The organism is Streptomyces mesophilus (genome assembly GCF_011044995.1).
GTDB lineage: Bacteria > Actinomycetota > Actinomycetes > Streptomycetales > Streptomycetaceae > Streptomyces > Streptomyces mesophilus.
Genome location: NZ_JAAKZW010000016.1, coordinates 28,507 through 42,268 on the forward strand (window position 1 = coordinate 28,507; position 13,762 = coordinate 42,268).

Genomic DNA, 13,762 nt, shown 5'->3' on the forward strand with positions numbered 1-13,762 from the left:
GGGGCCGGCATGAACGTACTGACGGAGAACTTCTCCACCTACGGCGAGGGCTTCCTCGGGACGGTCGAACTCACCGTCTACGCCTCGATCCTGGCCCTGGTGCTCGGGTTCGTCATGGCGTCCTTCCGGGTCGCACCGGTCGGCTCCTTCCGTGTCTTCGGCACGGTCTGGGTCACCGTCCTGCGCAACACCCCGCTGACCCTGCTCTTCTTCGCGGTCCTGCTGGGTCTGCCGCGCTTCGGACTCGTGCTGCCGTTCAAGGTGTTCGCGGTGCTCGCGCTCGGCTGCTACACCTCGGCGTTCATCTGCGAGGCGCTGCGCTCCGGCATCAACACCGTGCCCAAGGGGCAGGGCGAGGCGGCCCGCAGCCTCGGGATGACCTTCAGCCAGACGCTGTCCCAGGTGATCCTGCCGCAGGCGTTCCGCTCGGTGATCCCGCCGGTGGGCTCCAACCTGATCGCGCTCGCCAAGAACTCGGCGATCGCCGGCGCGTTCAGCGTCGTCGAACTGCTCGGCACGTACCGCACGCTCAACGAGCTGGGCTACAGCATCATCTGGACCTTCGTCTGGATCGCCGTCGGCTACCTGATCATCACTCTCACCATCAGCGCGCTCTTCAACTTCCTTGAAAAGCGCTGGGGGGTCGCCCGATGAAAGCCCTCGACCACAGCTCCAACGCGCTCTACGACATCCCGGGCCCCAAGACGGAACGCCGGCACATGCTGTACGGCGTGCTGTCCACCGTGCTCATCGCGGCGGTCGTCGGCTGGGTGCTCTATCTCCTCTTCGACACGGACCAGTTCACCGCCACCAAGTGGAACCCCTTCACGTACAAGGGAATCCAGGAGCTGCTGCTCAAGGGCCTCGGCAATACGCTCAAGGCCTTCGCGATCGCCGCGGTGCTCTCGCTCGCCCTCGGCGCAGTGCTCGCCGTCGGGCGGCTCTCCGACCACCGGCCGGTGCGCTGGCTGGCCACGCTGATCGTGGAGTTCTTCCGGGCCATGCCGGTCCTGGTGATGATCTTCTTCGTGTTCGTGGCCCTGAAGGTCCAGCCGCTGCCCGCGCTCGTCACCGGACTCACGCTCTACAACGGCTCGGTGCTCGCCGAGGTGTTCCGCTCGGGCGTCAACTCCGTCGAGAAGGGCCAGCGCGAAGCCGCGTACGCCCTCGGTATGCGCAAGACGCAGGTGATGAGTTACGTGCTCGGTCCGCAGGCGCTGCGCGCCATGCTGCCGGCCATCATCAGCCAGCTCGTGGTGGCCCTCAAGGACACCTCGCTCGGCTACCTCATCACCTACGAGGAATTCCTTCACGCGGGCAAGCTGATCGCGTCGAATCTCGACTACGATCTGCCGTTCATCCCCGTGGTGATGGTGATCTCGCCGATCTACATCGGGATGTGCATGCTTCTGTCCTGGTTCGCCACGTGGGTGTCCAAACGACAGCAGCGCAACCCGAAGGTCGAGGCCGTGGATGTCGCACCGGCCGAACCAGGGACGCTGCTGCCGGGGAGGCAGTAGCAACGAGCCAGTGCCGCGCACGGCGCGGCACTACCCACCCGGCAGCAGCCGGAGATCACTTCTCGCGCAGCGGCACCGATACGAACGACGGGTCGGCCGCGGGAGAGGAGAAGGTCAGCTGCGCGCCGGTCGGGTTGTGCTCGATGTAGAGCGGGTCGACCGTGTCGATCACCAACGCGAGCCTGTGCCCCTCGGGGACGTCGTAGGCGGTGGAGAACAACTCCAGATCCACGCCGAACGGCTGCCCCGGGGTGCGGTCGTGGAAGGTGTACGGAGCGTGGGAGACCAGCTTGCCGACGCCGAGCGGCCCCACGTCGTAGAGATACGCGACGAGGGTGCCGCTCGGCTTCGTGCTGCTGACGGTGGTGTGCAGCTTCACGTTGCCGCGGACCTGCTGGCCGCTGGTGTAGCGCGGTGACTGCCAGACGCCCGCGAAAGTGCGCGGGAGCAGCGGGATCGAGGCCGTGGGCGGGGCCTTGAAGAACTGGTCGAGTGCGTTGGAGAGCAGCACGATGCCGCCGTTGGCGCCCGAGTCGACGTTCGCGAGGAGCTTCTCGGTGTCGTTCAGCGGGATCCTCGTCGTGGCCGTGCCGACCGACTTCCAGTCCGCGTAACCCTCGTACGCGCCTGTGGAGCGGGACTTGAGCTGGACGGGCTGCTCGCGGTCGATGCCGTTGTCCGTGCCCTTGAGGTAGTGGTCGAACCAGCGCTGCGTGTTGGTCCATACGTCATTGGGCAGGCCGAGCAGGCCCGTCGCCTCGGCCGTGGCGTGGTCGCCGGGGCGGAACTCCAGGCGCTTGGGGACCTCGAGCTGCTCGTAGAACTTGGCGTACTGGTTGGGCGGGAAGATCGTGTCGCCCCAGGCGTTGGCGAGCAGCACCGCGGGCTTGTTGGCGTTGAGCTTGTCCAGGTACGTGGCGGGGGAGCGCTTGCGGCCCCAGTCGATCATCTCCTGTTCCTTGGCCAGGTTGGAGCCGAGGAAGTCCGCCATGATCTGCTGGAGTTCAGGGCTCGGGCGGCCCGTGAGGAAGCCCGCGCCCGTGAGGAGTCCGGCCGCCTGGGAGTGCTGGGTGCGGCCCGAGTAGATCGACTCGATCAGGTCGGCCCAGCCGCTGATCGCCCCGACCGCCTTGACGCGCTTGTCGTGGGCGGCGGCGAGCAGCGAGATGCCCGCGCCGTACGAGACGCCGGCCATGCCGACCTTGTCCGGGTCGGTCGGGGTGTTGGCGAGGGTCCAGTCGATGACGCGGGAGGCGTCGGCGATGTCCGGGGGGCCGGCGACCTCGATGTTGCCGCCGGACTGCCAGAAGCCGCGGGAGTTGTAACTCACCACGACATAGCCGGAGTCGGCGAGCTTCTGGGCCTGCGCGACGTACTCGATCTGCGGCACGGCCCAGCTGGTGGGCAGCACGATCGCGGGGAACTTCTGGCCCGCCTGGGCGCCGGCCGGGGTGAACACATTGCCCTTGAGGATGGTTCCGCCGTCGCCGGGGATGTCGACGAAGCGCACATCCGCCGCCGCGGCGGCCTGTGTCGCGGGCGCCGCCGTGGCCGTGGCCGGGGCCAGACCGAAGGCGGCGCCCGCGACGAGGGCCGCGGAGAGCGAACTGATCGAGGTGGTACGGAGGGCCTTGGTGCGCAGGGCTCTGCGGGGAAGTCCCACGGGTCACTCCTCACTCGTGTAAGTGCAAAGTGACCGAACGGTAACGTCAGTTGCTTACCTCAGGTAACCCACCGGTAAGTTACGTGCCGGTAAAGATTACTTGCCGCTCTGGCCGTTGAGGGCGCTGAGCTTCTGCCAGTCGGCCCAGCTCATGTTCCACTGCGCGTAGCCGTTGCCCAGCTCGGCCTGGCCCTTGGAGCCCTGGCCCGTGACCTCCACCAGGTCGCCAGGCTGCACCTGGGCGTAGAGCCAGTCGGCGTCGGCGTCGCTCATGCCGACGCAGCCCGAACTGTTGTTGACCCGGCCGTAGTTGCCCTCGTTCCAGGGGGCGGCGTGGATGTACATGCCCGAGTCGGTCAGGCGCATCGAGTCGCGGACCATCTTGTCGTAGGCGTCACCGAGGCCCACCGACTCGGAGGTCATCCGGATGGTGCCCTCCTTGCGCATCAGCACCATCTTCCCGTCCCAGGAAGCCTTCTCGCCGCCGGGCGTGCCCGCTGCGACCGGGATCGACTTGACGACCTGACCGTCCCGGACGAGCTGCAGCTGCTTGCCGCCGAGGTCGACCTTGACCTGCTGGTCCTTGCCGATCGTGAACGTGTTGTCGTAGTCGCGGACGAACCAGCCGCCCCCGCCCGAGTCGATCCCGTCGAGGTCCGCGTCGAGCTTCACCTTCGTGCCGGGCTTCCAGTACGTCTCGGGGCGCCAGTCGACCCGCTGGTGTCCGGCCTGGTCCTGATACCAGCCCCAAGAGCCCACAGTGTTGTTGTCGGTGGTGACCTTCAGCTGCTTCTCCACCGCGGCCTTGTTCTTGACCGGATGGTCGAACCGGATGGAGATCGGCATCGCGGTACCCACGGTGGAGCCGGCCTTGAAGTTGAAGTCCAGCTTGTTGACCTGGTCCGCGGCCTGCGTGCTGAACTGCTGCTTGCCGGTGCGGCCCTTGTCGTCCTTCGCGGTGACCGTGTACGTGGCGCCGGGCGCGGCCACGCGCTGCGAGGTCCAGGTCTTCCCGTCGCCGGATATCTTGCCGGTGAGCGCGGCGCCCTCGGCGTCCTGCACCGCGACGTCCTTGAGCGTGCCCTCCGTGGCCGTCACCTTCACCGGCTCGCCCGGCTTCGCGCTGTCACCGGTGAGGTTCACCGAGATCTTCGCGCTCCGGTCGGCGGCCAGTGCCCCCTTCCCGTCGCCCCCGCTGCCGGAACAGGCGCTGAGCGCGACCGCGAGCACCGCGGTGCCGGCGAGTGCGGCGGTACGGGCCTTGCGGGGCAGGGGGTGGCGGCGGGTGCGGCTCACAGGGTCCTCCTCCAGGGGGTGGTGTCCGTGGGGGAGGAGTCGGAAGAGGGGCTCGGGGTTGCGAAGTGAGCGGAAAGATCTCACCAATTCAGGCAAAGCCTGCCGCATAGGGCCAGAGGGTGACTTTCTGCGGCGTGCAAGGGTCGGAAGGCCCTTGACGCGTCAGGAGGCGATCTCCCAGATGTGCCCCGCGGGGTCCTGGAAGGCGGCGGTGCGGATGCCCCAGGGCCGGTCCATCGGACCGTTCAGCAGACTCACTCCGCGCGCTTCGAGCTCCTCGCACAGCGCGTCCACATCGTCCACGGTCAGCGTGAACTGCAGACGGGAGCCGGCGTCCGGGCCCGCGACCGGCGCGGGGTCGATCAGTTCCGGTGCCCCGCCCACGTCGATGATGTTGATCAGGGTGTCGCCGAACCGGAAGACGGCCGAGGTCTCGTCCTCGTAGTGCACGGGCAGGCCGAAGGCCCGCTGGTAGAACTCCTTGGCCGCGGCGAGATCCTCGGCGAAGAGGGTGATCGCCGTGAGGGGGCCGGGCCAGCTCTTGTTGCGCGACGTATCGGTCATGGGGCCGCATGATCCCGGTACGCGCGGGTGGCGCCAAGCCCCGTGACGCTACTGCTTCGCGCGGTGGGAGTTCTTAGGGGCGGGGGCCTGCTCCTGGGCGGCGCGGGTCACGTCCGCGACCAGTTCGACCACGTCGGGGCCGTACGCCTGGGAGTTGACGACCTTCAGGAGCAGTACGAAGGAGTTGCCGCCGTACTTGCGGGTGAGGCGCTCGTGGTGCTTGGCGAGGTAGCGCGTGGCCGCCTGGTTGGTGATGGCGCGCTGGCCGCAGAAGAGGAAGACCGGGCGGGCCTCGCGTCCCTGGCCTGCGGTGAGGCGGGCGAGGACCACGTACTCGGTGATGCCGGGCTCCATGCGGTAGCGCTCGGAACCGATCTGGAAGGCGCCGCGGTCCGGACCCGGGTCGGGCTCGGTGTTGACGCGGACGCCGGGCAGGAGCGAATGCATGTGCGCGGCCATACGGCGGTTCGACGAAGGGCCGCCGACACAGAACTCGGTGCGTTCGCCGAAGCCCTGCTGGGCCGAGTCGTGTGTGATGAGCTGGGCGTGCGCGCCGCAGTCCTTGATGAGCGCGGACAGTTCGAGCAGCGCGAAGACATCGTTGCGCGAGATCATCAGGTCGGGTCCGCCCGCGTCGCGGTTCACGACGAGCAGGGACTCGGAGTTCTGCGGGAGACCGAAGAAGGCCTGCTTGCGTCTGAGCTTGCGGCGCCACAGATACGTACGGGCATACCAGCCGGCGGCTATGGCGATCGCGACGACGACCACACCGATGACGACATTGCGCAGGACTTCATTCATGGGCGCGCACTCTAGCGGGCCGCCGGACCCCTGTTCGAGGGTCCCCCCGGCGCCTTTCGCGCGGGCCGCGGGGTGTTTCCGGCAAGGTGCGATACGTCGGGAAACGGGGCCGACGGGGCAGTAAAAGGTGCGAGGCGGACGGGGGTCGGTGAGGGTGGGCCGGGTGTGCGCCGACGGCCCCGGCGCCCCGTGTCTCGTCGAGGAGTGGTCCCTTGCGTGGTGTCCTGCCGGTCGTCCTTGCCCCGGTGCTGCTTGCCGCGGCGATCCCTCCGGCGGGTGCCCAGGAGGGACCGGTCCCGGCCGGCGCACTTCTGGCGAAGGTGCGGAGCTGCCATCCCGTGTCGGCCGGCCGCTACCGCACCGACGACGGCGCACGCGCGGACATCCCCGTGTGCGGGGCCAAGGGTGCCGTCTTCTGGAAGGCCGATCTGGACATCGACTGCGACGGCCGCCCGAGCCGCGCGTGCAACAAGAGGACCGACCCGTTCTTCCTGCCCACGACCGCGTTCCAGGACTCGGCAGGGCGGCAGCTGGACTCCGCCGCCCTGCCGTACGTGGTCGTCCCCGGTCCGAGCAAGACGTGGGACCACCGGAAGTGGGGCGTGCACGGCGGGGGAGTCGTCGCCGTGATCTACCGCGGCAAGGTCCAGTACGCCGTCGTCGGTGACACGGGACCCACCGATCTGATCGGCGAGGCCTCCTACGCCACGGCCCGTGCGCTGGGCATCGATCCGCACCCGGTGCACGGGGGCGCCGACGGCGGAGCCACGTACATCTTCTTCCGTGACTCCCGTGTGCGCCCGATCGAGAACCACCGGGAGGCCGTGCGGCTCGGGCAGTCGCTTGCGCGGAAGTTCGTCGCCGGGCGCTGAGATGCCCGAGAGCCGCCGGGCGCTGAGATGCCTACAGGGTCGTCAGGATCCGTGGCCCGTCGTCCGTGATCGCCACCGTGTGCTCGGCGTGCGCGGCGCGGCTGCCGTCCACCGTGCGCAGGGTCCAGCCGTCGCGGTCCTCGTAGTAGCGGTCGGTGCCGCCGCCGATCAGCATCGGCTCGATCGCGAGCACCATGCCGTGCTTGAGCAGCATTCCGCGTCCCGGCCGGCCCTGGTTCGGCACGGACGGGTCCTCGTGCATCTGGCGGCCGATGCCATGGCCGCCGAAGCCCTCCGGGATCCCGTAGCCCGCCTTGCGGCAGACCGTGCCGATCGCGTGGGCGATGTCGCCGATGCGGTTGCCGACGGTGGCCGCCGCGATGCCGGCGTCCAGGGCGGCGAAGGCCGTCTCGACGAGCTTGGTGTCCGCGGGCCGCGGGGTGCCGACCGTGAAGCTGATCGCGGAGTCGCCCGCCCAGCCGTCGAGCTTGGCGCCGAAGTCGATGGAGACCAGGTCGCCGTCGCGCAGCCGGTAGGAGTCGGGGATTCCGTGCACGATCGCGTCGTTGACCGAAGCGCAGATCACGGCCGGGAACGGGGTGGGCGCGAAGGCCGGCTTGTAGTGCAGGAACGGCGAGGACGCGCCCGCCTTGCGCAGCACCTCGTGCGCCACCTCGTCGAGTTCCCGCAGCGTGCTGCCGATGCGCGCCGCCTCGCGCGCCGCCGTGAGCCCCTGGGCGACCACGCGCCCGGCCTCGCGCATGGACTCGAGCGACTGATCCGTTTTGATCTCTACCATGCCAATTACTATACCGGTCGGAGCGGTATAGTAATAACGCCCCGGGCGGTATTAGAATAACGGCATGGTGCGCACCCCTCTCACCCCTGAAGAGCGCGAGCGCGGCGAGCGTCTCGGCCGTCTGCTCCGCGAAGCCCGCGGTCCCCGCAGCATGAACGAGGTGGCCACGGTCGCCGGCCTCTCCGCCGAGACCCTCCGCAAGATCGAGACCGGCCGGGCCCCGACTCCGGCTTTCTTCACGGTCGCCGCGCTGGCCGAGGCCCTCGGACTCTCCCTGGACGAGGTGCTCACCCGCTGCTCCCCGCTGCCCGCGTGACCCGGACCCCGCGCAGCGCCGCCCGCGTCGCGGTCCTCGCACCCGGTGGCGCGCTCTTCCTGCTCCGTTACGACAACGAAGAGGTCGGCGCGCACTGGGCGATGCCCGGCGGCGGCCTGGACGAGGGCGAGTCACCGCGCGAGGGCGCCCTGCGCGAACTGCACGAGGAGACCGGCTGGCACGACCTCGTCCTCGGCGAGCTCCTGTGCACCTGGGAGCACGACTTCACCCGCGCCGGAGTGCCCGTACGGCAGCGCGAGCACATCTACGTGAGCCAGGGCCCCCTGCGTGACCTCGGCCCCGAGGTGGCCCGGGCGCATGCCGCGGACGGGATCCTCGGAGCGCGGTGGTGGACGCCGGCCGAGCTCGAGACCACGCAAGAGGCGCTATGGCCACCGCAGTTGGCGGCCGTGCTCAAGTCGGCCGAGCGCCCGGTGCACCTGGGGTTCGTGCCCAACTGATCAGCGCCGGATGCTGGGGGCCGTGACCGGGTGGTCAGGACGAGACCGCCAACTGCACCTTGTGATGCGCGGGCCGGTCGATCTCGTCGAGCAGCGCCACCGCCAGGTCCGCGTGGGCGATCCGGCCCTCGCCCTCGATCACCGTACCGACGGCGGTGCGATACGTGCCGGTCGCCGGGGCCTCGGAGCTGAGGTCCAGCGGAGGCACCACCATCAACCAGTCGAGCCCGTCCGCCTGTTCACGCAGCAGCTCGAACTCCGCGACATGGCCCTGCGAGAACACCCGGTACTCCTCGGGGAAGTCCGGATCGTCCATGATCCGCACCCCGGGGACGGTCTGCAGCGTCGACGCGATCCCGAGGACGAGCAGCCGCCGCACGCCCGCCTTGCCCAGGCCGGTGGCCAGCGCGCGGGCCGCCGCCGTGAAGTACTCCTCGGACGGGACGTCGAGCCGCGCCGAGGCGTTGACCGCCGCGTCGTGCCCCGCCGCGAGCGCGGCCACCGCGGCGGCGTCGGTGACATCACCGCGTACGACGGCGACCTGATCCGCGCCGAGGTCCGGGTACTTGGCAGGGTCGCGCACCACCGCCGTCACCGTGTGACCGCGGCGCACCGCCTCCGCCACCGTCGCGCTGCCCACCCTGCCGCCGGCGCCGAAGATCACGATCCTGCTCATGGGAACCCCCTGGGTTGCTGGACTGAGGGCAGGACCGTAGAACGCCGAGTGCCGGTTACTTCAAGGGAACCGGCTGTCACCCGCGACCTCGTAGGCTTCCCGTATGAGCCGGATCGAGCCGCTGAGCGCGGACATGTTCGACGCCGACTGCGGGCACCGGATGCCCTTCCGCGTCGGCGACAAATGGAGCGCCATGCTGCTGCGCTGTCTCGAAGCCGGGCCGCGCCGTTTCACCGAACTCAAGGTGCCGCTGCACCGGGTCTCGCCGAAGGTGCTCACCGAGACGCTGCGCGCCATGGAGCGCGACGGCTGGGTGAGCCGTACCGCGTACGACGAGAACCCGCCGCGCGTCGAGTACGCGCTCACGGCCCTCGGCCGTGCGCTGCTCGACCCGATGGATCACCTCTGCGCCTGGACGCGCGCCCACCGTGCGGAGATCCTCGGCGTGCGGGAGGAGTACGCGCAGGGGGAGTAACAGATCCTGCGTCCTGCCTCGGCCGGGCGCAGGCTGCCCGTATGGTCCGTCCCCTGGCTCTCGTGCGTGCCGTGCTCGCCGCCGTCCTGCTGCCGCTCCTGGTCTCGACCGCTCCCGCACCGCGCCCGTTGCAGCATCCCGGTGCCCTGCTGGACCGCGGCCGGCTCGACTTCGTCCGTGCCCGGGTGCGGGCCGGCGAGGAACCGTATGCCTCGGCCTTCGACGCGATGCGGGCCAGCCGCTATGCGTCCCCGTGGTACTTCGTCCAGCCGCAGACCGAGGTCGTCTGCCCGCCTGGCGACCGGCCCGGACACGGCTGTGTGCAGGAGCGCGAGGACGCCATCGCCGCGTACACCCATGCCCTGATGTGGACCGTCACGCGGGAACAGGCCCATGCCCGCAAGGCGCTTGAGATCATGGACCTCTGGTCGGGGACGCTGCGCAGCCACAGCGCGGGCAACTCCGGGCTGCAGGCCGCCTGGGCGGGGTCGGTGTGGGCGCGGGCCGGGGAGATCATGCGGTACGTCCACAAGGGCTGGCCGGACGAGAACGTGGCGCGCTTCGACCGGATGCTGCGCGAGGTCTATCTGCCGCAGGTCGCGGGCGGTTCGCTCGGCCGCAACGGCAACTGGGACCTGGTCATGGCCGACGCGGCCGCGAGCATCGGGGTCTTCCTCGACGACCGCGCCGTGTTCGAACGGGCCGTCGCCCGGGTGCGGCAGCGGGTCCCGGCGTACTTCTATCTCCGCTCCGACGGCCCGCGCCCCAAGAGCCCGCCGGGCGGACTGGTGGACACCCGTGAGGAGTTGACGCGCTACTGGTTCGGACAGGAGAAGTTCGTGGACGGTCTGGCGCAGGAGACCTGCCGCAACTTCGAGCATGTCGGCTACGCGATCGCCGCCACCGCGCATGTCGCCGAGACGGCCCGTGTGCAGGGTGTCGACCTGTACAAGGACGTGGCCGAACGGCTGCGCGCCGCCTTGGAGTTGCATGCCCAATACCAGGTCGGAGAGGTGGAGGCCGGTCCCGAGTGGCTGTGCGGCGGGCGGCTCACGCTCACCATGGGGCCCGATGCCGAGGTCGCCCTGAACCATCTGCAGAACCGCCTGGGTCTGCGCCTGCCGCACGCGCGGCGCCTGGCCGGTGAGATGCGGCCGGCCGGCACGGACAACCTGTTCGTGGCGTGGGAGACGCTGACGCACGGCGGGGAGCCGGCCAAGTGAGGCGCCTGATCGCCCTCATCGCCCTGGTGGCGGGCCTGCTCGCCGCCGCCCCGCCGCCTCCGCCGCCCGACGACATCCGCTCCGGATTCCAGCACCCCGGTGTGCTGCTCGACCTGGACCAACTCGACGCGTTGCGACGGGGTGTCGAGGAGGGCCAAGAGCCGCAGGCTGCCGCGTACCGGCGGATGAAGGAGAGCCGTTACGCGGCCGAGGACTACCGGCCGCACCCGTACAAGACCGTCGCCTGTCCGCCGTACAAGAACCCGCCCGCCTGCACCGCCGAACGTGAGGACGCGATCGCCGCGTACACCCAGGCGTTGCTCTACACCGTCACCCGCGACCGGGCCCACGCCCGCCGCGCCGTGCGCATCATGGACGCCTGGTCGAAGGTGATGACCGACCACATCGAGGGCAACTCCGCGCTCCAGGCCGCCTGGTCGGGCTCGACCTGGGCACGGGCCGCCGAGCTGATGCGGCACACCTACGAGGGCTGGCCCGCGGCGGACGCCTCCCGCTTCGGACGGATGCTGCGCCACGCCTACCTCGGTGAATACGCCGAGGAGGTCGCCGACTACAACGGCAACTGGGACCTGACGATGATCGACGCCACGATGGCCATCGGTGTCTTCCTCGACGAACGCCGGGTCTTCGACGAGGCCGTACGGCGCTTCAGGGCCCGCGTCCCCGCGTACTTCTATCTGCGCGCCGACGGCCCGGTGCCTCTCGCGCCACCCGGCGGGAAGGCGGACACACCCGAGGAGATCCGGGAGTTCTGGTTCGGGCAGCGCACCTTCGTGGACGGGCTCGCGCAGGAGTCCTGCCGCAACTTCCAGCACGTCGGCTACGCGCTGGCCGCGACAGCGCACGCCGCCGAGACCGCCCGCCACCAAGGGGTGGACCTCTATGGAGAGGTACGGGAACGGCTGCGTGCCACCGTCGAGTTGCACGCCCGATATCAGCTCGGCGAGCCCGTGCCGAAGGCGCTGTGCGGAGGCAGGCCGCAGCTCACCATGGGGCCCGACCTGGAGGTGGCGCTGCACCATCTGCGCGGACGGCTCGGGCTTTCGATGCCGTACGGGGAGAAGCTCGCGGCCTCGATGCGGCCCGCCGGGACCGACGACCTCTTCGTCGCCTGGGAGACGCTGACGCACGGCGTCCGCCTCGCCACCTGTACGGACAGGACGGATAGGGTCGACTGTCATGACCAGCGACGCCCTTGAGGCCCTCGGCCGTTCCCGCTACATCTCGCTCACCACGTACCGCAAGAACGGCACCCCCGTCTCCACCCCGGTCTGGGTCGTCGGCGACGGCGCACTCCTGTACGTGTGGACCAAGACCGACACGTGGAAGGTGAAGCGGCTCCGCAACGACAAGCGGGTCGTCGTCACCGCATGCGATGTACGCGGGCGGATCGCCGAGGGAGCGGTGAGCGCCGAAGGGACGGCGACCTTGCTCGAGGAGAGCGAGATGCCGAAGGTGCGGCGGCTGCTTTCGCGCAAGTACAAGTGGCAGTACTGGATGGTCGACTACCCGGCGATGATCGCGCGGCTCGGGAAGCGGCCGCACACGGGGATCGCCGTGCAGGTGACACAGGCCTGACCCGGCGCGGCGCACGCACCCGCGCGCGTTCTCTCATGTGTCCCTACGAAAACCGCGCGTAGCCGCCCCGTAACACGCCGGGTGTGGAATGCTGCCGCACACGCGGACCGGAACGGTCCAGTCAGAGCCTGCCGGGCGTCGGGGCGCAGACGGGGGCTCAGGAGCAGGCTCGCAGGTGGGGGAGACATGGCGGCGGGGCAACACGCGGACCCTGCGCGGGAGTTCGCGGACTATCTGAGGGGCCTGGTCGGACGGATCGACCAGGACGGTGGCTGGTGCGGGGTGTTCCTGCGCCGGGATCCGGACGGCATGCGGGCCTGTCTGCAGGGCCGCGAGGCGCCGCCGTGGGATGTGGTCGAGGCGCTGCTCAACGATCTGGCGGCGGTCTACGGGCGCGATGCGGCCGCTCAGGAGCTGGCCCACGCCCGGGCCCTTCACCAGCGTCTCCTGCGCCACGTCGACACCCGGCCCGGCGCCAGGGAACGGCTCGGCGAGCGTCTCGACCAGATGCTCAAGGAGCAGCACTACGCGGCCGAACGGCAGGCGGAACTGGCGGAGTTGCTCCAGTCCGCCTCCCCCTTCGACGCCGAGCGGCTGCGGCTCGACCTCGCCTGGGCGCAGGACGACCACGAGCGGGCCACGGCGCGGGCGGCGGAGCTGCGGGTGCGGCTCCAGCAGGCGGCGGGGCGGCCGCGGCCTGAACCCCGTCTCGCGCCGCCGGACGCGGACCCCTTCTTCGCGCCGCGGCAAGCGGCGGGGGCGTCCGCCGACGACGTGGCCCGTGACGCCTCCGGCGCCGGCCGGTTCGCCCGCCGAGGCGCCCGGTACGCGCCCGGCGGGGACGACGCCTCCGTGATGCCGCCGACCGCCGCGCCGTCCGCACCGCGGGGTGCGCGGTACGCCCAAGTCCCCGAGCCGACCCAGCCGCCCGGGACCGCGCCGGGACCCGAGGCCCGCTCCACCACGGCCACCGTCGCCCAGCTGATCGCGCTGCGCAGCGCGGGGCGTACGGGCGAGGCGCATGTGCTGCTGTGCGAGGCGGCGCGCCGACCACCGGAGCAACTGCCGTTGCTTGCCGAGGAGTTGTACCGCGCCGGGCTCGCCGCCGACTGGGCGACGCTGCTGTGGGAGGCGGCCTCGCTGCCGCCCGCCGACCTCGTCGCGGTCGCCGACGCGCTGGCCGCGGGGGGCCGGTCCGACGACTCGGGCAAGCTGCTTCGCCAGGGCGTGGGGCGGCCCGCGTCCGAGATCGGCGAGGCCGCGCTCGTCATGGCGGACGCAGGGCGCCGGGTGCAGGCCGAGGTGCTGCTCGAGGCGTTCCTGCGGGTCCGTACGCCCGAAGAGGCCGCCCGGATCGTCGCCGCCGACCCCGACCGGCTGATCCCGCCGCTGCTCAAGGCGGCCGAGACGGTCTCGGGCAACTGCCGGCGCGATCTGTCCCATGCGCTGCGGGTGGCGGGGTACAGGGCGTAGGCCTGGTCCGCGTGCCGGATCCGG

The 13,762-nt window shown here is 70.5% G+C and carries 16 protein-coding genes; 10 read left to right on the forward strand and 6 right to left on the reverse strand.

Annotation, left to right across the window (positions count from 1 at the left end; translation table 11 throughout):
* The first annotated feature begins 9 nt into the window (after positions 1 to 9).
* Together G6045_RS07675 and G6045_RS07680 are read left to right on the forward strand one after the other, a co-directional pair.
* Positions 10 to 654: an amino acid ABC transporter permease gene (locus G6045_RS07675; protein ID WP_165331073.1), complete on the forward strand. Its 645-nt coding sequence runs from the start codon at positions 10 to 12 to the stop codon at positions 652 to 654.
* Positions 651 to 1,520 carry an amino acid ABC transporter permease gene (locus tag G6045_RS07680; protein WP_165331074.1) on the forward strand — a complete coding sequence of 290 codons (870 nt, stop codon included), beginning with the start codon at positions 651 to 653 and terminating at the stop codon, positions 1,518 to 1,520. Before G6045_RS07675 ends, G6045_RS07680 begins: the two co-directional genes overlap by 4 nt.
* A gap of 55 nt (positions 1,521 to 1,575) precedes the next feature.
* Here G6045_RS07680 and G6045_RS07685 read toward each other — a convergent pair whose 3' ends face one another.
* The 4 genes from G6045_RS07685 to G6045_RS07700 form a co-directional block, all read right to left on the reverse strand.
* Positions 1,576 to 3,183 carry a CocE/NonD family hydrolase gene (locus G6045_RS07685; protein ID WP_328707690.1) on the reverse strand — a complete coding sequence of 536 codons (1,608 nt, stop codon included), beginning with the start codon at positions 3,181 to 3,183 and terminating at the stop codon, positions 1,576 to 1,578.
* A gap of 96 nt (positions 3,184 to 3,279) precedes the next feature.
* A complete protein-coding gene (locus tag G6045_RS07690; protein WP_408056309.1) occupies positions 3,280 to 4,479 on the reverse strand; it encodes a L,D-transpeptidase in 1,200 nt (399 codons plus the stop codon).
* 162 nt (positions 4,480 to 4,641) lie between these two features.
* Positions 4,642 to 5,043 carry a VOC family protein gene (locus tag G6045_RS07695; protein ID WP_165331076.1) on the reverse strand — a complete coding sequence of 134 codons (402 nt, stop codon included), beginning with the start codon at positions 5,041 to 5,043 and terminating at the stop codon, positions 4,642 to 4,644.
* Between the two features lie 48 nt (positions 5,044 to 5,091).
* Entirely contained in the window at positions 5,092 to 5,844 is a 753-nt protein-coding gene (locus G6045_RS07700; RefSeq protein WP_206343364.1) for a hypothetical protein, read from the reverse strand.
* A gap of 212 nt (positions 5,845 to 6,056) precedes the next feature.
* Between G6045_RS07700 and G6045_RS07705 the strand changes: the two genes are divergently transcribed.
* Positions 6,057 to 6,716 carry a glycoside hydrolase family 75 protein gene (locus G6045_RS07705; RefSeq protein WP_165331077.1) on the forward strand — a complete coding sequence of 220 codons (660 nt, stop codon included), beginning with the start codon at positions 6,057 to 6,059 and terminating at the stop codon, positions 6,714 to 6,716.
* A 31-nt stretch (positions 6,717 to 6,747) separates the two neighbouring features.
* Here the strand turns inward: G6045_RS07705 and map are convergent, their stop codons facing one another.
* On the reverse strand, positions 6,748 to 7,515 hold the full coding sequence (gene map, locus G6045_RS07710; RefSeq protein WP_165331078.1) for a type I methionyl aminopeptidase: 768 nt from the start codon (positions 7,513 to 7,515) through the stop codon (positions 6,748 to 6,750).
* 64 nt (positions 7,516 to 7,579) lie between these two features.
* Here map and G6045_RS07715 point away from each other — a divergent pair, with 64 nt between their 5' ends.
* Together G6045_RS07715 and G6045_RS07720 are read left to right on the forward strand one after the other, a co-directional pair.
* Positions 7,580 to 7,831 (forward strand): helix-turn-helix domain-containing protein, encoded by a 252-nt coding sequence (locus tag G6045_RS07715; RefSeq protein WP_165331079.1) that lies wholly within the window; start codon positions 7,580 to 7,582, stop codon positions 7,829 to 7,831.
* Positions 7,828 to 8,292 (forward strand): NUDIX hydrolase, encoded by a 465-nt coding sequence (locus G6045_RS07720; RefSeq protein WP_328707691.1) that lies wholly within the window; start codon positions 7,828 to 7,830, stop codon positions 8,290 to 8,292. Before G6045_RS07715 ends, G6045_RS07720 begins: the two co-directional genes overlap by 4 nt.
* A gap of 34 nt (positions 8,293 to 8,326) precedes the next feature.
* Here the strand turns inward: G6045_RS07720 and G6045_RS07725 are convergent, their stop codons facing one another.
* Entirely contained in the window at positions 8,327 to 8,968 is a 642-nt protein-coding gene (locus tag G6045_RS07725) for an NAD(P)-dependent oxidoreductase (protein ID WP_206343365.1), read from the reverse strand.
* A 103-nt stretch (positions 8,969 to 9,071) separates the two neighbouring features.
* Between G6045_RS07725 and G6045_RS07730 the strand changes: the two genes are divergently transcribed.
* The 5 genes from G6045_RS07730 (at position 9,072) to G6045_RS07750 (ending at position 13,738) form a co-directional block, all read left to right on the forward strand.
* Positions 9,072 to 9,443, forward strand: coding sequence for a winged helix-turn-helix transcriptional regulator (locus tag G6045_RS07730; RefSeq protein WP_165331080.1), 372 nt, complete (start codon positions 9,072 to 9,074; stop codon positions 9,441 to 9,443).
* A gap of 41 nt (positions 9,444 to 9,484) precedes the next feature.
* Complete coding sequence (locus G6045_RS07735) at positions 9,485 to 10,666, forward strand: alginate lyase family protein (protein ID WP_165331081.1); 1,182 nt, start codon at positions 9,485 to 9,487, stop codon at positions 10,664 to 10,666.
* A complete protein-coding gene (locus G6045_RS07740; protein WP_165331082.1) occupies positions 10,663 to 11,886 on the forward strand; it encodes an alginate lyase family protein in 1,224 nt (407 codons plus the stop codon). Before G6045_RS07735 ends, G6045_RS07740 begins: the two co-directional genes overlap by 4 nt.
* A complete protein-coding gene (locus G6045_RS07745; protein ID WP_165331083.1) occupies positions 11,867 to 12,265 on the forward strand; it encodes a PPOX class F420-dependent oxidoreductase in 399 nt (132 codons plus the stop codon). Before G6045_RS07740 ends, G6045_RS07745 begins: the two co-directional genes overlap by 20 nt.
* Before the next feature lie 186 nt (positions 12,266 to 12,451).
* Complete coding sequence (locus tag G6045_RS07750; protein ID WP_165331084.1) at positions 12,452 to 13,738, forward strand: hypothetical protein; 1,287 nt, start codon at positions 12,452 to 12,454, stop codon at positions 13,736 to 13,738.
* Positions 13,739 to 13,762 lie beyond the last annotated feature (24 nt).